Raw genomic sequence first — 19,704 nt, forward strand, 5'->3', positions numbered from 1 at the left:
CAGGTATAGACCTGGCCATTTAAGTAGAAACTCCCGATCATGATTGAGCGGGAGTTTCTTTATTTTCCTTTTTTGCAGCTGCAAGGCGAGGTTTGCTTTGCATTTTACCCTTGAATTCATCGAGCAGGCTGTCTCCAGTGAAGCCTTTTTCCAAGAGGTCCTGAAGCAGCAATTCGGCATAATCATTTTTCGTTCTTTTGAGTGATCCCTCAAAAAGGATGCTGATATGGTTTTCCAGTTCACTGATAGAGGTAATTTTAGTTTGGAATGCGGCTGGATCGTTTTCTTTTTTCGTAATAACAACTTGGATGGTCAGCTCGTCCTTGTCATCAGCGCGCTTTTTGAAGTACTCAAGATAGGATTTATCAATAAATGCCTCCAGGAGCCAGGTGCTCTTCTCGTCTTCTTTATTGATAATCAACCCATCATCCAGTTCAATATCAATCAGGCCATTTTCTTCCACCAATTGCAGAGAAACAAGTTTAAATGTTTTCATGGCTTACCTCCATCTCTAAAATAAGCTGTCTATAAAAAATTATAACACAGGCCAAACTGAAAGCGAATTTGACAGTGTGTCGAATTTTCTTTTTTCATATGTTGAAAATTAGATTTTAGGGATCGTTTATTGCTGAAAAGAGGCTGAAAAATGAATTTTTAGGGTGTTTTTGCCGAAAAAGCATTGTAAAAGTCACATTTTGGTTTTTTTACACAGTAGAGAAGTTCCGGATATGATAAAGCTATCAAAGAGAGGAGATGAAAACCTATGATTAATCAAGTGACCCTGGTTGGCAGACTGACAAGGGATCCTGAGCTGAAACGGACACAGGAAGGAATTCCGGTGACCAATGTGACGCTGGCAGTAAACCGCCAATACCGCAATCAGAAGGGTGAAATCGATGCGGACTTTGTGCAGTGCACTTTATGGAAAAAATCAGCGGAAAATACATCGCAATATTGCCGGAAAGGAACGCTGATCGGGATAACCGGGCGAATTCAGACGAGGCATTATGATAATCAGGAAAAGAAACGCATTTATGTAACAGAGGTGGTAGCGGAATCGGTCCGCTTTCTTGACCGGAAGAAGACAGAGGAAATCCCGGTGACCGTGACCAAGGAGGAACTGCCATTTTGAAAGAAGTGTCTGAAAGAGAAAAGGCATTGGAATATATGCTCGAAAGCCTCATAAAGATGCAAGGAAAATCAAACCAAAGAGTCGATGACCTGAATAAGCGAGTTCTCCAGCTTGAATCCTTTATCCGTGAAACCGCTATGCAAAACCGTCCCCAGGAGAAACCTGGAGGATTTACCATAATGAATTGACGGCATCCCCAACCAGCTGTCCACATATTTTCCTTCCCTATAGAGAATCAATCATATCCCCAGCACTTCCCCTAAATTTTAAACCCGGTACTCCTGTACCGGGTTATTTTTAACTGAAAATGGTGATAAAGCTCTTTGCAGAAAATAAATATTGTATATGGGTATTAAGGACCAGGGAGGATTTTCACAGAATGTGTCGAATATACTTTTTGAAAATAATAAAAGGGAGGTGCAATTTAGTGGAAAAACGAGATGAAACAGGGTACCTGTATTTTCAAACAGCAAATAAAAGTTTAAACACCAATCATCAGCCAAGCTTCTTTGATGCGCTTCAGCTCATCCTGCTCCAGAATAATAAATCCTATCAAAGAATTCCTCTTAGAAGCCATACTTCACTCACATTCAACGATATGGAAAGGTTTCTTCACTACAAATTCAACTTTTTATTCGGCCAGGTGGCAATAAACGCCGGGGACAAGAATCCTACATACCAGCTGCTATCCTGTTTTATTATAAAGGAAGGCAGCAAAGTAACTTTTCTGACGCAAAAGCCCAACAAGCATGAATATGCGAAAATAAAAAAACAGCCTTCAAGCCTTTATGCATATAAAGGACTTGAAGACTGAACAAAATTTATGTCAGGTGAACCAGATCTCTCAGCTCATCTGTTGAAAGCTCGGTAATCCAATTCTCACTCGTAATAATTTGATCATTAAGGGACTGCTTTTTTTCGAGCATGGCATCAATCTTCTCTTCGAGCGTCCCAGTGGCAATCATTTTATGGACATGAACAAAGCGTTTTTGACCAATCCGGTATGCGCGGTCGGTTGCCTGGTTTTCGACGGCCGGATTCCACCAGCGGTCATAATGAATGACATGGTTTGCTGCCGTCAGATTCAAACCGGTTCCGCCGGCTTTAAGCGACAGCAGAAATACCGGGAATTCGTGATTTTGAAAACGGCTGATCATATGATCCCGTTCCTGCTTTGGCACGCTGCCGTTTAAAAACGGCACATCGAATCCGAATTGTTTTTTCAGTAAGCGGGCGATCATGTTCCCCATTTCGATATATTGGGTGAATATCAGACAGCTTTCTCCCTGCTCATGTACAGCACCGACAAGCTCGCTTAATTTTTCAAGCTTTACAGAACGTTCAAGGACATGCTTAGGCTTCTCCTCTTTTAAATAAAGGGCCGGATGGTTGCACAGCTGCTTTAAGCGGCTTAATAACTGCAGGATCAGGCCTTTGCGCTCAAACCCGGACAGCTTTTCGATCTGTGCGAATGTATCCTGGACGAGCTGCTCGTATAGTGAGGCCTGCTCAGCAGTCAGCGGACAATACTCCTTCTGCTCGAGCTTATCAGGCAGGTTCAGGGCCACATCCTCATCCTTTTTCGTGCGGCGGAGCAGGAATGGCCGGATATATGCCTGCAGCTGCTTAACTTTATTTTTGTCGTCATCCTTCTCAATCGGCAGTACATAGCGCTTCTGAAACTGCCCCAGACTGCCGAGATAGCCGTGGTTCGTAAAGTCAAAAATGGACCAGAGCTCAGTCAGCCGGTTTTCCATGGGCGTGCCGGTGAGGGCAATATGGTGCTTGCCCTTTAACTTTCGGACAGCACGTGATTGCTTTGTCTGGGCATTTTTAATATTTTGGGCTTCATCAATCGAAATGGAGCTCCACTCGATTGCTTCAAAATCCTCCAGATCCATATGGGTTAGTCCATATGAGGTCAGCACAATATCAGACTCCATTACTTTTTCAGAAAAGCTTTCGCCCTTCAGACGGTTTGAACCGTAATGGAGATAAACGCTCATGCCAGGTGCGAAGCGCTCGATTTCCTTCTGCCAGTTGCCGAGAACAGATGTGGGGCAGACGATAAGCGATGGGCCGCTGTCCTCCTCTTTCTTCACCTTTAAAAGATAAGAGATCAGCTGAATCGTTTTTCCAAGCCCCATATCATCTGCCAGAACGGCGCCAAAACCATACCGGCGCAGAAACAGCAGCCAGCTCATGCCAAGCTTCTGATAAGGTCGGAGATCACCCTTGAAGCTTGCAGGGACCTCTTCAAGCGGAAGGCTTTTGATATCGCGGAGCTGCTTCACCATCTGTTTCCACTGGCGATTAAGCTCAATCTGGATGCGGGCAAATGCTTTAGGATTATCAAGCTCGTCTTCCTGCGTGCTCTCCTCAGCCATAAGCTCCTGTTCTATCAAGTCACGGACATGCAATCCTTCTTTTTCCGCCTTTTTCATTAAATCCTGAATATGGCGGACAAAATGGGGATCCAGCTTGATCCAGCGGCCGCGAATATAGACAAGCCGTCTTTTTTCCTCAACCATGCCCCGGAATTCTTCCTCCGTTAAATCGACGCCATTCATGCTGAAGCGCCAATCATAATCAAGCATGGACTGCAGCCCGACAAACGAAGGGCGGTGGCTTCCGGTTCCTTTCACTTTTGCTTTGACCTTCAGGCTCGCGTTCTTCATAGCCTGCCACCACGAAGGAAGAAGTATTTCAACACCAAGTGCCAGCAGGGTTTCGCTCGCTTCAGTCAGAAATGTCCAGGCTTCATCTTCAGTCAGTGAAGCGGAGATCATGCCAGTCTTGCCTTCAAGCCAGGGGAATAGCTCAAGCCAGCGCTGGATCTCTTTGCCGATAGAATCTTCATAATCATGCCAGTCGTGGGGATAGTTCGAATAGTCCTTGTAGTCGACAAAGACATCAGAATTATTTTTTCCGCGGAGGAAAATCGCCAGATCCCAGCTGGAGTCAATATCCCCGGGCTCTTCCAGCTTAAGTCCAATCGAAAAAGGGGCTTCATTTGATTTGACCCCGATCCATTCCTGCCAGCTTTCTTCGTCAAAATAAGCTGCAAGATCCCTTGGCGAGAGGTGCTCACTCCGCAATGCTTCAAGCTTTTCACCGAACTGTGTTTTCGCTTCCTGATTCTGATTCATATAGCCATCAAGGGAGCGGTGAAATAAATCACCGATAAACTCCCTGACAGGAGAACCTTCTACAGTTTGGTCCCAAAAGTTTGTGCCGAATTCGGTAATCACACTTTCAGGCAGTGCCCAGCGGAATTGATCCTGTTCCCAGGCGGCAAAATCCGGCATCCATTCTTTTTCCACGATCGAATCGTAAAGAGCATGAGAGGAAGCCAGCAGAATTTCAGCAGTTTCATCCCAGCTCCAATCAACCAAACGGTTGAACTGCTCAGCCGCAAACAGGGTAACGAGCTGCCAGCCGCTTACTGAGATCCCTTTAATTCCGTCCGCATCAACAGCATCAAGCATGGTTCCAAAAAAACTTTCTCTGTGATGGTTAAAAAGAAGCGGCTTCCATTCTTTTGGGGACAGGAGGCGTCCTTCTTCATTGACGGCAAAAATCAGGTAGCGGTTATTGTTTATTGGTTTCACTTTCACATGGAGAAATCTCGTTTTAAGCATCGATTAGCTTACCCCTTTTGCATTCTTCCTGAAAGGCGCGGAGACGTTTCGTTTTTTCAAGAAGCAATTCAAGAAAAAGCTGCCAGTCTTCCTGGCGTTTCAGCTTGTTGTACAGCGTGCGAAGCTTTTTCATTTTCCGGACAGCCTCGCGGTAATGATCCCTGTTTTTCATATTGATATGGGCAGTGATGGATTGATGATAAAGAGGCAGGAGGATGGAGGGCTCCTTTTTGCTGATTTCCCTGATCCGGTCCTTGCCTAGAGAATCAATATCAAAGCCAATAAACGCCTGCAGATCTGCCCACTTTGTGAATTCGCCTTTTTCAAAAAGCAGGTATTCATAATCGTTGTAGCTGTATGGGAGCGTTTCCATCAGAGCTTTCTCGTACAAATCCATTTTGCTGCTTTCCAGACAAAAAGGAGAAATCGCCTTGATGGCCATCCGGGTAAAATCCGTGCAGGCATAATAGTCATCAGATTGTTTCAGGTAATCCCGTAATTTATGGATAAATGCTTCTGCATAAGGACCCATCCGATTCCAGTCCTTATTGGCTGAAAAATAATCGATCCAGTAAAGCATATAAGGAGTCATTAAGTCATTTGGCACACTTAAAACACTGAGTGCCTGTTCATCATTGCGTTCAAGGATATGAAGATGCACATAACCTGCCACAGACGGAAGGCTGGGCGATTCCTCTTTCATGGAGGATTCCAGCTTCTGGATCTCCGCTTCACGCCATTCTTTCTTTTTGAAAAAATGTGTCCATAACAGCCTGTATAAATGGGCCCGTTCATAATCCAAACCAAAAGAACCGGTGATCAGCCCGGCGGAATCTTCTTTCAGCTTTTCAATATATTGATCGAAAGCGAAGGGAAGGGAGTGCACCGACAGTTTGTTCATAATCTCAACAGAATCTTCCATCAGGGACTGATAGAGATGGCGGTAATAACGGTCAATCAATTCTTCGCCGTGGCCGTATTTCTTGCTCAGCGCCATCAGCTTTATAAAAGAAAAGACATAGCCGATAAGCAAATACAGCAGCCTCCATTCCTGTTCAACCGGTGCTCCCGCTTTCATGCGGCGCAGATAAACATGGAAAAGCTCAGGAAGGACATAGGGACGAGGCTCTCCCTGTTTTTCCAGCAGCTCGGTAAAGCTTTCTTCGAATCCGGCAACCCAGCCGTCATAACCCGTCTTCAGCTGACCGGAGGATTTCAAAAGATCCTTTGCTCTTTGAAGCCCCCAACTCTTGGCTGTCTGCTTTTCCTTTATCGGCTTCCTCCACTCCTCAATCCACATGGACACACTTCTGGCTTTGGAGAGAAGCTGCAGAAAGACCGCAGTCTGATGACGGCAAAAACCTTCAGCAGGGCAGGAACACTCGCTCAAATGAATGAACTCAAGATTAAGTTCAACCTTTGCGGGAGTCACATCCTGAACCGTCGCCAAAACCTTATCATCTTCAAAGCGAAGCTGATACACAAGCCCCTGCCGAAAAAGCATCAGCCCCTTCTGCACCAGGCGCGCATCTTCCTCATTCTCAGCCCGCAGCAGACCCTTCAACTCATTCGCTGCAAACTCCAAAGGCTCCAAAAACCGCTCCGGAATCATCTTTCAACCCCCTTGTTGGTGGGACAGAGGGACAGGTTCCTTGTCCCAGCGTTCCGCAGAGGACAGCCAACCTGTCCCCATGTCCCAATGTACATTCCTATATTATAACATTTAGAGCATTTGGATTGAAGGTGCGCACTGTTTCAAAAATAGTTTAGGGAAGTTCTTAATGGAAATCATGCGGAAAATATAGTCTGAATTTTCTATTTTTATAAATAAAATGGTATAATGGATTTAATGCTTTAAGGAAACTGGGTGGGAAAATGACTGCTGTAAATGCTAGACAACTGGAATCAGATAAATATTCATTGCATGATGCCGGCTTCAAAAAAATAATGATTGCGTTGACTAGTGCATCCATTTTAGTATTCGCTAATTTATATTTTGTGCAGCCGATTATGCCGCTGCTGGTGAAATCATTTGACATTACATCTGCAGCAGCCGGTTTATCGCTGTCTGCTGCTGTAGTATCTATGATTTTTGGATTATTATTCTTCGGATTTCTATCTGATCGAATCGGGCGGGTTTCAATAATGAATATCACGCTTGTTTGCACCATTATTCCGCTTGTGCTATTGCCCATTGCGCCTAATTTTGAAACATTTCTGGTGCTGCGCTTCCTGCAGGGCATTTGTATGGCGGGCCTGCCAGCAGCAGCCATCGCGTATTTAGGGGAGGAACTGGATCCTAGAAGCGTCAGTCTTGGCATCACCATGTATATTGCAGCCAATGCCATTGGCGGAATGGCAGGCCGCATCTTCGCCGGGTACATTGCTGATATGGCCAGCTGGCAGACTTCTGTTTACTTCCTATTTGGATTCTCCGTTCTGTTATTCATCATTTATTTTATGACTCTGCCAAAATCTCATTATTTTAAGCCCAGTAAAATATCTGTTCAAAAAGACTTGTCAGGCATGGGCTCACATCTGAAAAATACGAAGCTTTACCCTGCGTTCGCGATGGGGATCCTCCTCCAATTCTCGTTTACAGGAGTATGGACGTACCTGCCTTTTTATCTCGAACAGGATCCTTTTAATCTTTCTGTAAAAAATATTTCTTTTACCTACCTGGCATACAGCTTCGGTATAGTTGGCTCCATTCTGGGCGGAAGACTATCTGTTCATTTTAGGCAAACCACACTGGTTTCGGTTGGAACCGCCATTTTAATAGCAGGGACCTTGCTTACCAATGTGCACTCTTTATCAGTAATTGTAATGGGTCTATGCCTGACCTGTCTGGGGTTCTTTGTGGCGCATTCACTGATGGCGGCCATTGTAAATGAGCGCGCTGCCCATCACAAAGCTGGTGCCTCGAGCATCTATCTCGTAAGCTATTACCTTGGAGTCGCAACCGGAGGGACGCTTGCCGGCCTGGTATGGCAGACAGGAGGCTGGACTGGGATTACAGCGGTTTCCTTTGGACTGCTTCCGGTTGTGGTGTGGCTGATGGCGGGCAGCAGGAAGGTTCATCGCTGATATGATAAAGGAGATTCGGACAGGCTGAGCGGGAATTTTTTAATTGGAGACCGAACCCGCGTCACCTTCGGACAAGCCGAGCAGAAATTAGTCAGTTGGAGTCCGAAACGTGGCAGCATCGGAAAGTGCGAGTAGGAATAATCCAGTTGGAGTCCGAACTCGTGTCAGCTTTGGACAGGTCGAGCAGTAATTTACTTATCGGAGTCCGAACACAAGGCAGATTTAGCGAGAATGAATCGCCCATTTACTAAAAACAATTAATAGAAAGCCTTAAAGCCCCAATCAATAACGATTGGGGCATCTTTTTTCCATAAAAACTGCACTGAGATGCTTTCACTTCTCACTAATATCAGTTTATGTGCGGATAGACTCAATTTACTTGCGGATAAAATTTTTTCTGTGCTTATAGCCGCAGTTTACGTGCGGATAGAAATTTTTATGTGCGGATAGCCACTTTTAATACTGCAGACCAACACTCGTGCTGCAGCCTAACGAGGATCCCGTTCCTGCCCCGTTTTCAGATCAATAACCTTAACCGGGTTCTCCGGAGCATTGACCGTTTTGCTTTCAGGAGCAGCATTTCCGTTTTCCACCCAGTCGACAAGCAAGTCAAATGACTGGTGAGCGTAAGGCAGCAAAGGCTGAAGTTCTTTATCCGGATCGGTGGAGCTGTTCCAGACAAGGCTGTCAACATGGTTGCCGTTCTCGATGGTATACATTCGGTGCAGATCCTGCTTCCCGGCTTTCTTGACCAGCTTTTGATATCCCTTTGCATGAATTTCCGGGAATATCAGCGAATCAAGGGAACCAGTGAAAGAGATGAGCGGCACATCTATATCTCCAGTATTGGCCACTTCCTTAATGTTTTCTTTCACTTCTTTTGGCCGGGTCACATACTTATAATCTTCAAAGATAGAATCATAGGTTCGGTCTCTCACGCCATTAACAAAGTTCAGGTAATTGCTCCATTGCGTACGGCCTGGAGCTTCCGGATCGAAATGGTCCCGATAGATATTCAGCGAAACAAACCAGTATACCTGATCATGATAGGCCCACAGTTTTTCCGATCCTTTTGGCAATCCTGCTTTGTAAAGCTCTTTAATCGCTTTCTGCTGTTTTTTGCCGCTTCCATACAAAGCTTCCTCTGCATGATTCACAACGGTGGTCAGGGAACTGATTAAATTAGGCTTTTTCTCCGTCCATAACACGCCTTCCCAATCAACTCCTCCATCAAAAAGACGCGGTTCGCCAGTTTTCTCCGGATGGTCATGTTCAAGGGCGTAGCGCACGACGTATCCGCCATTGGAAATTCCCATCGCATATGTAGGAATTTTATGCACTGCCGATACTAAATCGCTCGCCGGGTCAGTAGAATCTGCCGGATCGATCAGCCCATCAGAATAATGGCTGACTAAGTACTGCTGTGCGGCTTTCGTAACCTGACGGAACCGCTGGTGCCATTCTGCTACGCTATCATCCTCAGCGGCTAAGGCATTCTTTACTTTTGCAAATGGATCAGCTGAATTAGCCTCACCCTGGGTGCCTTTATCAATCGCTGCAAAAGCATATCCTTTTTCCAGGACATAATCGCTGAAAAGCAGGTCGGTTGACGTTTCATTTCTTGTAGCCGGGATTCCCGAAACAACAAGCCGGCCATTCCAGTGATCCGGAACCCTTATGACAAACTGGGCATCTTCAAAAATACCATTTACCTGAGTTCCTGTTACAGAAGAAGGCTTGTACATTTGATGCCATCCGGTTCCTTCCGCAGCATTTCCCCAAAGATAAGGGGCAAGACCGATGTTGCCGTAAAGGGTTGCCTGCTGATATTGGCGGGGATTCTTGGTGGTCAGCCAGTTGTTGTCCACACCGTCAAAGTATTGCTCCGTTACTGTGTGCGCACCAGGTATTATAGCCTGGTTTTCCGCAGCAGGTTGCTCGGCAAAACTTCTTTCCGGAAAAAGTGAAAAGCTTAAAGCAGATGCCAGTGATAACGCAATTAGCTTATTTTTCAGATAAATCCATCCCTTCTGCATAATTTCTTACAGTTCTATTCTACTTTTACTAATTATGGGAATCATGGGTCTTAATGATTAATTATTTGAATTTTCAGTATAAAGGAGATCAGAGTATTGAAATTTGTGATGCCCGACTGATACTAGTACCATAGTCTTATAGACGGAACAAGTTGGAAGCAATGAGAATTCAAGGGAAATTGGGCGCTTTAATGAATTCGAGCTAGTAGCGCAACCGGCCAGCACTTACAAGGGAGCAGTCCTTTTGTAGGGATATGTTCTGACAAACTTTTTTGAAAAGAGGAAGAGCATGCTTACAACTTATCAGCCTAATCATTTTAAAAGCACACAGGTTCTTGAAAAAGAAGCTGTTTTGGCTGCAATTGAAAATTCTCTGGCCATGATTGAATTTGATGGGAACGGGAAAGTGCTGTGGGCAAATGAGAATTTTGCCCGCACTGTCAAATATCGGGCAGAAGAAATGCCAAATATGATGCATAAGCAATTTTGCACCCCTGAATTTGCCGCCAGCAGGGAATATCAGGAGCTTTGGAGAAATCTGCGCAATGGTAAAAGTTTTCAGGAAAAAATCCAGCGTGTGACCAAGCAAGGAGACCTTATCTGGCTCGAAGCAACATACACACCGGTATATGGGAATGATGGCAAGGTAGAAGGTGTTGTAAAGGTTGCTACGGATATTACAGAACGGGAAACGAATACAGTACAGGTGGCAGTTCAGCTTCAGGAAATGTCAGAAGACCTTAGTGAAAAGGCGAAAGCAGGAATTGAAAGAAGTGAAGAGGCCGCTCAGGCAATAGGTAAGCTTGTTCATGAGTCCAAAGGGAACCTGGAAATCCTCCATTCTCTCAAATCACAGGCACAATCAATCGGCAGCATCGTAAAAACGATCCGGGAAATAGCGGCGCAAACCAACCTCCTGGCATTAAATGCAGCTATTGAAGCAGCGCGCGCCGGCGAACATGGCAGAGGCTTCAACGTCGTTGCCGGAGAGGTGCGAAAGCTCGCAAACCGGGTGCAGGACTCCATCCAGGAAGTCAATGCTCACATCGAAGGAATATCAGATGAAATCAACAAAATTAGTGACGCAACTCTGCAATCACAGTCAGGCATAACTGAAAACCAGGTTCTTAATGAACAGGCTGTATCTGCATTTAAAGATATCGGGGAAGCTGCAAGAAAGCTGGATGAGCAGGCGAAAGATTTTAAGAGAATTTTATAGGAAAATGCGGGCTGCTTTTATAGCAGCTCTTTTTTTGCAGATAGGAAGAATGGATGAAGCTGGCGAATTTACATATATTCTGTTTGTTTTTGATGAGAGAAGGTGATTTTTTGAAATATCTCTATAAGAAATTTACTTCAGAGTTAAAGGCGCAGATTCATAGTATTGAAAAGGAACTAAAAGAACAAATTGAAAAGCTTCTAAGAGAGAATAAAGCGGTTTTTTCAAAGAAAGGACTGAAACTGGAGGCTGAATTTAATCAGGAGAACAGCGATGTTTTCCAGCCTGGATACAGATCCTCCATTTCACTGGGGATTTCTGAAAAAAGCGGGGATCTCATAAATTTGAAAATCATAAATATTTGGGAGTGCGAATACTTTTTTCTTGGAATGCCGGTTTCGAAAAAAATCCCTGGAAGCAAGTTGTTCGGGGAGCTTCTGGATGAATCTTCACAAGAAATAACAACGGAGTTAGAGGAATACATAGCTGAATTTTTGAATTAATTTACCAATATAGAGAAGCGGGAGGGAAAAAGCATGGGAAATCAAACTTTAAAGCTGCCTAAGGAATTTGAAAAATATCGGAGCGAATTAGAAAAAACAGCGAAACCGTTTGTCAGCATACAGGCAGAAAGAGGGGAGACCACACTTTTTGAAAGCAAATTCGGAGGAAAGCCCTACCTTCCAAAATCGAGCGATCATCCAAAAGATGAGCAGGGAAATTATATGAATCTATTTGCGCAAATCAATTTCGAAGAAGTTCCTCACATTGAGCCGATGCCTGAGAGCGGCATTCTTCAATTCTATCTCTCGCCGGTAGATGATATGTACGGACTTGATTTTGATAATCCTACTGCTCAAAAGAATTACCGGATTATTTATCATCCCAATATCCTGAAAGATGAGTTAGGCCTGGTAAATGACTTTTCGTATATGCCTGATTTAGGTGATGAATATGATCCGAGAGTGCAGGAAGCAAAGATGATTTTCAGCCTTAAGATTGCTCCTGTACCTGCTGATGATTTTCGATTTGAGGACTTGGTCAATATTGACTTATTCGAATCCATCGATCATCCAGACTATGAGGATTTACATGAGCTTTACTTCGAGGAATTAGGTGCAGAGGGCCATAAAATTGGCGGCTATCCCTACTTCACCCAGCAGGATCCTAGAGAAAAAGGTGACCCAACAGGTGATTATGCGATTTTGCTATTCCAGGCAGATACGGACGATGATATTGAGTTGATGTTTGGGGACAGCGGTGTTGCCAACTTCTTTATAAAGGAAGAGGATTTGCGGAAGAGGAATTTTACAGATGTTCTTTATAATTGGGATTGCTGCTGAGTACCCATCCCCAATTAGAGGAGCTAACTGAATGGACGGGTTCGGATTTGGACAGGAATAGGATAAACCTGAGCGGTCGAGTCCGAACTTGAAGTTCCTATGGACAAGAGAAGCGGAAATCCGAGAGAGGGAGTCCGAATCTGATGCTCCTTCGGACAGGGGAAGCAGAAATCCGAGAGAGGGAGTCCGAATCTGATGCTCCTTCGGACAGGGGAAGCAGAAATCCGAGAGAGGGAGTCCGAACCTGAAGCTCCTTCGGACAGGAGAAGCAGAAATCCGAGAGCTTGAGTCCGAACTTGAAGCTCCTTCGGACAGGAGAAGCAGAAATCCGAGAGAGGGAGTCCGAACCTGAAGCTCCTTCGGACAGGAGAAGCAGAAATCTGAGAGCTTGAGTCCGAACTTGAAGTCCCTTCGGACAGAAGAAGCAGGAATCCGAGAGAGGGAGTATGAACTTAAAGCTCCTTCGGACAGGAGAAGCAAAAATCTGAGAGAATGAGTCCGAACCTGAAGCTCCTTCGGACAGGAGAAGCAGAAATCCGAGAGAGGGAGTCCGAACTTGATGCCCCTTCGGACAGAAGAAGCAGAAATCCGAGAGATGGAGTCTGAACTTAAAGCTCCTTCAGACAAAAGAAGCAGAAATCTGAGCAATGTAATCCGAACTTTGCTCAGGACACTAATAGAAAAATATAGATGGATGCTTTTCAATGTCCGCTCGGGGAAACATGTGTCCGCGGTGGAAATCAACAGACTCATTTACAGGCGAAAACCCCTATCTAAGAAGAATAAAGGAAGTTAGCAATACCAAATTGCGAAAAAGTTAGAAAACTCTTGAATTAACAAACCATAACAGCTAAACTTATAATATACAGTTTTTCGTATATTGATCAAAGGTAAAGAGGTATTACAATATGAGCCGTATTTGGGAAAGTTTATATTCAAAGAATGGGCTGGCTGCCAAGTTTATTGCAAAGGAGCTCATTCAGTTTACAGAGGGAGAGAGAATCCCCCGGGTAAGTGATTTTACGGAAAAGCTATCCTTGGGCCGGGGAACTGTGCAGGGGGCATTAAGAGTGCTGGAAGATTTGCATGCCATATCTCTTGAATCCAGAGGGCATCTTGGGACCTTTCTGAAGAAGAGGGACATCAACCTGCTGTATGAGATTGCCGGCATCGGACCAGTGATGGGCGTAATGCCGCTGCCTTATTCCCGCAAGTATGAGGGATTGGCGACTGGCATTGTTGAAGGGTTTGAGGAAATCAACAAGAAGTCTGGCCTTGCTTATATGAGAGGAGCCAGAAGGCGGATCGAATCATTAAAAACCCGGCGCTACGATTTTGCGATCATGTCCCAGCTGGCGGCAGAAGAAGCAGTACAGGAGTTTGAGGGTTTGGAAATTCTCCACACACTTGGGCCGGAGACCTATGTAACCTCTCATAAAGTCTTTTTTTCAGATAGCAAAAACAACGGGATTACAGATGACATGAAAATTGGAATTGACTATTCATCCGCCGACCAGGCAAATATTACTCTCCTTGAATGTGAAAAGCATAAGGTTGAACTGATAAAGGTGGACTATATGCAGCTTTTCAATATGCTGAAAAACGGCAGTATTGATGCAGCGGTCTGGAATGCCGATGAAGCGAGGGCACTAAAAACGTTTGCCTCCTCTGACTTTAAATCAAAGAAAGCAAAGGAACTGGCCATAAAAGCAACCAAAGCAGCCATTGTCATAGAAAGTGAAAGAATCAATATCAGGGAACAAATCCAGCTCCTCCAGTTTAATAAAGTGGAAGAGATCCAAAGGTTAGTGGAGGAAGAAAAAAAGTATCCTCACTATTAAGAAACTGAAGTTCTAGTTTCTTAGCAGCATTAATATACTAAATACTGTATTCTGGAGGGATTTTAAATATGGATTTAAATCAATTGAAAGAAAGAATGGACATCCTTTTAGCTTCATCTGTTGTCAGTACCAAAGCAGCTGATATAAGCACGTTAGCATTTATGCATTTACAGTCACACTTTAAAAAAGATGCCATAGATGGAGCTGAAATGCTTTTCACCCATTTGCCGACAGCTCTGGCGAGAATTGAAAAGGGTGAACAGGTCGAGGCTCCCCATCCTGCCTTGCTGGATGAAGTTAAACAGTCACCGGAAGCATCCATAGCAATGAAGGAAATCGATTTTGTACAGCAGCAATGGAAGAATCAGCTCCCCCAAGAGGAAATCGATTTTCTGCTCATACATTACACTAATGTACTGCAAATCAACAAAGGAGGAAATTAAGATGAAAATTGTAGTTGGCGGTCAGGTGGATAAAAAAGAGATTGAGAGCTTAATAAAAGAGATTGACAGCAGCATAACGACGATGGTCAAGTCAGATCTGGAAGCAGCGATGGCTGTTAAGACAGGACAGGCAGATTATTATGTCGGTGCCTGCCATACAGGAGGCGGCGGAGCTTTAGCCATGGCGATTGCACTTCTCGGCAAGCCAAATTGCGAGACCGTCTCCATGCCAGGAAAAAAGCCTGTTGAGGATAAAATTGTAACCGCTGTCAGCGAAGGGAAGAAAGCGTTTGGATTTACAGCTGACCATAAAGAGGCCGCAGTGCCTATGATTATCAAAGCTTTAAAGAATAAAAGCTAATCCATTTTAACTGAGGGGGAAAAAGAAATGGAAATGACATTAATTATCCTGATTGGTGCTGTTGCTGCTGTTTTGGCCAATATGAATATTGCCGTTTTCAATGATGGGCTTCGTCCGATTGTCTCCGAACATGTGGAAGGAAGGATGACGAGAAGGGACCTTGCCTTCACTGCCTTTGCTATGAGCTTCGGGCTGGTAATCGGATTTGGAATACCTTTTACACTCTCGGCCAGTATCATCCTCGTTCACAGTATCCTGCTGGGAACAGACATTATCGGATTGCTGACGCCGAAAAATAAATGGGGTACACCGCTCGCGGCAGTGATTGGCGGTGCTTATGGAGCAGGGCTATTAATCGGGCTCGAAGGCTTTGTGAAGCTGTTCGATTATCTGCCGCTTAATTTCCTAGAAGCTATGGGAGCGGTTGGAACACCGGTCGTCGTTACATTTATGGCATTCCCGGCGCTAGCGGTTGCCATGCAGTTCAGTGTTAAAAAAGGGGTCATTACGTTTATCGTATCCGCATTAATCCGTCAGCTCGCTGTCTGGCTGAACGAAAGCGGAGTACTGACGATTTCAGGCACGACAGTAACACTGAACCAGGAAGGAATGGCCCTTATTACAGGGATGATCTTCCTTCTTGTATTTGCCATGAAGGAAAAAGCCGAAGAAGGCTCATCCATCGACCTTGCCGCTGTATTCAGTGATAAAGTGGCTAAAATCAGAAAAAATGTTGTGTTCTTTATGATCATAGGCGGTCTCATTGCAGCTGCTACGAATCTATGGATCATGGCAGGAGATCCGATTTCTCTAAATCTATTAGCAGAAGGCAAAGCAACAGATGCTGGAATTGCAGCGGCAGCCCGTGCACTCGGCTTTATTCCGCTGGTCGCCAGTACAGCGATCGCAACAGGTGTATACAGCCCGGTCGGATTCACACTTATTTTCGTCATCGGATTTTTCTCCCCGAATGTTTGGGTGGCCTTAATCGGCGGTGTCATTATTATTTTCATTGAAGTTATGCTATTAAGCTCGATTGCGAGATTCCTTGATAAATATCCCGGAGTGCGTAATTCCGGTGAAAACATCCGCAGTGCGATGACTAAGCTTCTGGAAGTAGCCCTATTAATCGGCGGAGCGAACGCTGCCAATGCGATTGCACCAGGGTTCGGCTTCTTCTTCATTGCCGGATTCTATTTGCTGAATGAAGCGGCAGGACGCCCAATTGTCCGAATTGCGGTAGGCCCTGTTGGTGCCATTGCAGTCGGAATCATTGCCAATATCCTGGTTGCACTTGGAATCATGAACATTCCTCAGTAAAGAAACCAAATTAAGAGAACGGAGTGGACAGCCATGATACAAACCGTACTTGGAAAAATTGCTCCGGAAGAATTGGGGATTTGCTCGTCACACGAGCATCTCTCCATTGATCTTTCGCGAGTAAAAAAAGATCCGGATACGATTCTGGATGATGAACAGGGCATGCGTGAGGAACTGGAGGACTTTTACCGTCTCGGCGGAAGGGCAATGGTCGAAGTGACGAATGACGGTATGGGCCGGGATGCTCTGGCTTTAAAAAGGTTAAGCGAGGCAACCGGGGTTCATATTATTACGTGCACAGGCTTCTATAAAGATCCTTATATTCCGGATTTTGCAGACGGCTGGAAAGCGGAGCAGTTTGCGCAGCATTTTATCAAAGAAGCCAAGGAAGGGATTGCCGAAACTGGCATTCTCCCCGGTGTCATCGGGGAAGTGGGCACAAGCAAAAATGAAATGAAGCCGATTGAACGTGAGCTCTTAATTGGTGCCGCTATGGCAGGTGCCGAAACCGGCCTTCCGGTAACCACTCATACAACACTCGGAACACTTGGCTTTGAACAGGTGCAGCTGCTGACTGAACATGGTCTTCCGGCTGATCAGATCATCATTGGCCATCAAGACCTCAACCCCAATAAAGATGAAGTTCTCTCTGTTTTGGAAACAGGAGCCTATATCGCGTTTGATACGATCGGAAAAAATAATTATCGTCCCGATGAAGAGAGAGCCGCTTTTCTGCTGGATTTCATCAGCCGCGGCTATGAAAAGCAAATTATCCTTTCGGCAGACTTAACCCGCAAATCGCATTGGAAGAAGCACGGAGGACCGGGATACGGACTTGTGCTTGAGACCTTTATTCCAAGATTGAAAGAATCAGGAGTTCCGGAAAGCATTCTTCATCAATTTTTGACCGTTAATCCATCCAGAGCTTTTTCAATAAGGGAGTGATCATAGTGTCCACATACAACCGAGCTGAATTAAAGTTCGCAAATTCAGTTTTGCCAAGCTTATCGATACAGGAAGCACAGGAAAAACAATTCAAATTGGTAGACAGAATGAGTCGCTATTTCAAAGGCAGGCAATTTCTTTCGATGGGAGACCTTGGTGTTTCTCCAACATATAAGCGTCCGGAACAGACGTATCTTGTGGAAAGAGTTCTGGCGGATTTCTTTGAAACAGAAGACTGTGCACTTGTCAGGGGAGCCGGAACAGGTGCGATCCGCAATATTCTAAGCATGCTTCTGTCTCCCGGGGATGAAATGTTCATTCACACGGCCCCTGTTTACACGACGACAAAGGAAACGTTAAGAATATTGGGCATTAAAACAGTCCAGGCAGATTATAACCACCTTGAGGAAGTCAAAACGGCCATCAGAAGTAATCAAAATCCTAAAGTTTTCTACATTCAGCATGCCCGTCAGCAGCCGGCAGATCATTATCAATTGGCCGAAGTCATCAAAGCCGTGAAGGAAGAGCGCCCGGATCTTCCAATCGTCGTAGATGACAATTATTGCGCATTAAAGACAAAGGGAATTGGCGTGGAATTAGGAGCGGATTACTCAACCTTTTCCGGATTCAAGCTTCTCGGACCGGAAGGAATTGCGGTCATTGCCGGCAAAAAAGACGCCATCGAACGGGTGCATCACTATAACTACTCGGGCGGCGGCCAGGTTCAGGGCTATGAAGCCATGGAGCTTTTAAGAATGATGGCCTTCGCACCTGTATCGCTGGCTATTCAAAACGAGCAGGTGGAAGAGCTCTGCCGCCGTCTGAATGAAGGAGCGGTGACCGGGATTCGCGCCGCATACATGACGAATGCCCAATCCAAAAACGTCATTGTAGAGCTTGAAGATCCGATTGCCCAAAGTGTGATCAGCATCAGTGACGAGCATGGGGCGGCCACTCATCCGGTTGGGGCGGAATCAAAATATGAAATCATCCCGATGATTTACCGCGTTTCAGGCAGCTTTTTGGAAGCACAGCCCGAGCTGAAGGAATATGGACTGCGCATCAATCCGATGAAATCAGGAGCGGGCACGATCATCGGCATTCTGGAAAAAGTGATACCTCTTGCAAAAGAAGTGCAGCATCGTTGATACCCGTAAATAAAGGAGGGAACTCCAATGTTTCTAGATGTAACAAAGCGCAGAAATCCTAAGCTGATTCAATCAGGTGTCACCTTGCATCAAAGCGGGCAAATACCCCCGAATACGTACGTGATTGACCTCGATATACTCGGAGAAAATGTAGAAGCACTGGCAAAAACGGCGAAAAATCATGACTTTACGCTTTATTTCATGAGCAAGCAGCTTGGGAGGCTTCCTTTTATAGGTCAGCTTATTGCAGAGCACGGCATCGAAAAGGCGGTGGCTGTTGAATTCGACGAAGCCAAAACATTGGCAGAAGGCGGCGTTAAAATAGGAAATGTCGGCCACCTGGTTCAGCCGGGGAAAAATCAGTGGCCAGAAGTGCTGTCGTGGAATCCGGAAGTCATTACCCTATTTTCCCTTGAACGTGCCAGACAGCTTTCTGAGGCGGCTGTTCAATCAGGAAAGGTGCAGGATGTACTTCTCAGGGTGTATGCAGAAGGCGATATGATTTATCCCGGTCAGCAGGGCGGTTTTCAATTGGAAAAGCTGGATGAAGAGCTTTCCGAACTGGCCGGGCTTCCTGGGGTTAACATAGCAGGTGTCACAACCTTTCCGAACTTTCAGCTATCAAAGGACCGGAGAAGCATGGAGCCGACTCCTAACTTTCAAACCCTTTTAAGGGCAAAAGAGGTTATGGAGAAAAAGGGCATAACAGTCAAACAGGTAAACGGTCCAAGTGCGACCAGCTGTGAAACCATTCCGTTCCTGGCAGAACAGGGCGTGACACATGGGGAGCCGGGACATGCCCTCACCGGAACAACCCCGCTGCATGGTTACCGGGATCTCCCCGAGAAACCGGCCATTGTATATGTAACGGAAGTGTCCCACCAGGATCAGGAGCATTATTACGTCATTGGCGGCGGCTATTACGGACGCTCCCATTTAAACGGGTGCCTGGTCGGAAGCGATGAAAAAGAAGTACTGAACCAGTATGTAAAAGCACTCGAACCGGCTCCTGAAGCGATTGATTACTATGGTGCGATTGAGAAACCGGAGGGCTTTCAGGTTTCTGAAGGAGATACAGCTGTTTTCTCTTTCCGTACCCAGGTGTTCGTCACAAGGGCCCATATTGCCCTGGTAAAAGGAATTCAAAGTGGAAAGCCGGAACTGGTTCACTTTGAGAGGAAGTGGTAA

The 19,704-nt window shown here is 45.4% G+C and carries 18 protein-coding genes and 1 riboswitch; of the genes, 14 read left to right on the forward strand and 4 right to left on the reverse strand.

The window, feature by feature from the left end; translation table 11 throughout:
- Nucleotides 1–37: 37 nt before the first annotated feature.
- Nucleotides 38–496, reverse strand: coding sequence for a YwpF-like family protein (locus QUF73_19030; protein ID MDM5228221.1), 459 nt, complete (start codon nucleotides 494–496; stop codon nucleotides 38–40).
- Nucleotides 497–763: 267 nt separating this feature from the next.
- Here QUF73_19030 and ssb point away from each other — a divergent pair, with 267 nt between their 5' ends.
- The 3 genes from ssb to QUF73_19045 all read left to right on the forward strand — a co-directional run bounded on the left by ssb (nucleotide 764) and on the right by QUF73_19045 (nucleotide 1,946).
- Nucleotides 764–1,132 carry a single-stranded DNA-binding protein gene (ssb, locus tag QUF73_19035; GenBank protein ID MDM5228222.1) on the forward strand — a complete coding sequence of 123 codons (369 nt, stop codon included), beginning with the start codon at nucleotides 764–766 and terminating at the stop codon, nucleotides 1,130–1,132.
- A gap of 5 nt (nucleotides 1,133–1,137) precedes the next feature.
- Nucleotides 1,138–1,320 (forward strand): hypothetical protein, encoded by a 183-nt coding sequence (locus QUF73_19040; GenBank protein ID MDM5228223.1) that lies wholly within the window; start codon nucleotides 1,138–1,140, stop codon nucleotides 1,318–1,320.
- 239 nt (nucleotides 1,321–1,559) lie between these two features.
- Nucleotides 1,560–1,946, forward strand: a complete 387-nt coding sequence (locus tag QUF73_19045; protein MDM5228224.1) for a hypothetical protein — start codon at nucleotides 1,560–1,562, stop codon at nucleotides 1,944–1,946.
- Nucleotides 1,947–1,953: 7 nt separating this feature from the next.
- On the opposite strand, the gene QUF73_19050 is transcribed toward QUF73_19045, so the two are convergent.
- Together QUF73_19050 and QUF73_19055 are read right to left on the reverse strand one after the other, a co-directional pair.
- Nucleotides 1,954–4,773: a DEAD/DEAH box helicase gene (locus QUF73_19050; protein ID MDM5228225.1), complete on the reverse strand. Its 2,820-nt coding sequence runs from the start codon at nucleotides 4,771–4,773 to the stop codon at nucleotides 1,954–1,956.
- Nucleotides 4,766–6,385: an SWIM zinc finger family protein gene (locus QUF73_19055; protein ID MDM5228226.1), complete on the reverse strand. Its 1,620-nt coding sequence runs from the start codon at nucleotides 6,383–6,385 to the stop codon at nucleotides 4,766–4,768. The genes QUF73_19050 and QUF73_19055 overlap by 8 nt, the downstream gene beginning before the upstream one ends.
- A 263-nt stretch (nucleotides 6,386–6,648) precedes the next feature.
- Here QUF73_19055 and QUF73_19060 point away from each other — a divergent pair, with 263 nt between their 5' ends.
- Nucleotides 6,649–7,860 (forward strand): MFS transporter, encoded by a 1,212-nt coding sequence (locus QUF73_19060; protein MDM5228227.1) that lies wholly within the window; start codon nucleotides 6,649–6,651, stop codon nucleotides 7,858–7,860.
- 488 nt (nucleotides 7,861–8,348) lie between these two features.
- Here the strand turns inward: QUF73_19060 and QUF73_19065 are convergent, their stop codons facing one another.
- The gene (locus tag QUF73_19065) at nucleotides 8,349–9,896 is read right to left on the reverse strand and encodes an alpha/beta hydrolase (GenBank protein ID MDM5228228.1); all 1,548 of its coding nucleotides are present in this window, start codon (nucleotides 9,894–9,896) and stop codon (nucleotides 8,349–8,351) included.
- 145 nt (nucleotides 9,897–10,041) lie between these two features.
- Nucleotides 10,042–10,125: riboswitch (cyclic di-GMP riboswitch) on the forward strand.
- A gap of 60 nt (nucleotides 10,126–10,185) precedes the next feature.
- Between QUF73_19065 and QUF73_19070 the strand changes: the two genes are divergently transcribed.
- The 10 genes from QUF73_19070 (at nucleotide 10,186) to QUF73_19115 (ending at nucleotide 19,704) form a co-directional block, all read left to right on the forward strand.
- The gene (locus QUF73_19070; GenBank protein ID MDM5228229.1) at nucleotides 10,186–11,115 is read left to right on the forward strand and encodes a methyl-accepting chemotaxis protein; all 930 of its coding nucleotides are present in this window, start codon (nucleotides 10,186–10,188) and stop codon (nucleotides 11,113–11,115) included.
- 110 nt (nucleotides 11,116–11,225) lie between these two features.
- The gene (locus QUF73_19075; protein ID MDM5228230.1) at nucleotides 11,226–11,618 is read left to right on the forward strand and encodes a hypothetical protein; all 393 of its coding nucleotides are present in this window, start codon (nucleotides 11,226–11,228) and stop codon (nucleotides 11,616–11,618) included.
- A gap of 33 nt (nucleotides 11,619–11,651) precedes the next feature.
- Nucleotides 11,652–12,458, forward strand: a complete 807-nt coding sequence (locus tag QUF73_19080; protein ID MDM5228231.1) for a YwqG family protein — start codon at nucleotides 11,652–11,654, stop codon at nucleotides 12,456–12,458.
- Nucleotides 12,459–13,366: 908 nt separating this feature from the next.
- A complete protein-coding gene (gene yhfZ, locus QUF73_19085) occupies nucleotides 13,367–14,299 on the forward strand; it encodes a GntR family transcriptional regulator YhfZ (GenBank protein MDM5228232.1) in 933 nt (310 codons plus the stop codon).
- A gap of 68 nt (nucleotides 14,300–14,367) precedes the next feature.
- On the forward strand, nucleotides 14,368–14,742 hold the full coding sequence (locus QUF73_19090; GenBank protein MDM5228233.1) for a PRD domain-containing protein: 375 nt from the start codon (nucleotides 14,368–14,370) through the stop codon (nucleotides 14,740–14,742).
- Nucleotide 14,743: 1 nt separating this feature from the next.
- Complete coding sequence (locus QUF73_19095) at nucleotides 14,744–15,103, forward strand: DUF2620 domain-containing protein (protein MDM5228234.1); 360 nt, start codon at nucleotides 14,744–14,746, stop codon at nucleotides 15,101–15,103.
- Nucleotides 15,104–15,130: 27 nt separating this feature from the next.
- Nucleotides 15,131–16,423: a YhfT family protein gene (locus tag QUF73_19100; protein ID MDM5228235.1), complete on the forward strand. Its 1,293-nt coding sequence runs from the start codon at nucleotides 15,131–15,133 to the stop codon at nucleotides 16,421–16,423.
- A 33-nt stretch (nucleotides 16,424–16,456) separates the two neighbouring features.
- Nucleotides 16,457–17,368, forward strand: coding sequence for a phosphotriesterase (locus tag QUF73_19105; GenBank protein MDM5228236.1), 912 nt, complete (start codon nucleotides 16,457–16,459; stop codon nucleotides 17,366–17,368).
- A gap of 5 nt (nucleotides 17,369–17,373) precedes the next feature.
- Nucleotides 17,374–18,516 carry an aminotransferase class V-fold PLP-dependent enzyme gene (locus QUF73_19110; protein MDM5228237.1) on the forward strand — a complete coding sequence of 381 codons (1,143 nt, stop codon included), beginning with the start codon at nucleotides 17,374–17,376 and terminating at the stop codon, nucleotides 18,514–18,516.
- Between the two features lie 27 nt (nucleotides 18,517–18,543).
- Nucleotides 18,544–19,704: a YhfX family PLP-dependent enzyme gene (locus QUF73_19115; GenBank protein ID MDM5228238.1), complete on the forward strand. Its 1,161-nt coding sequence runs from the start codon at nucleotides 18,544–18,546 to the stop codon at nucleotides 19,702–19,704.

This window comes from Cytobacillus sp. NJ13 (assembly GCA_030348385.1).
Taxonomy (GTDB): Bacteria; Bacillota; Bacilli; order Bacillales; family Cytobacillaceae; genus Cytobacillus.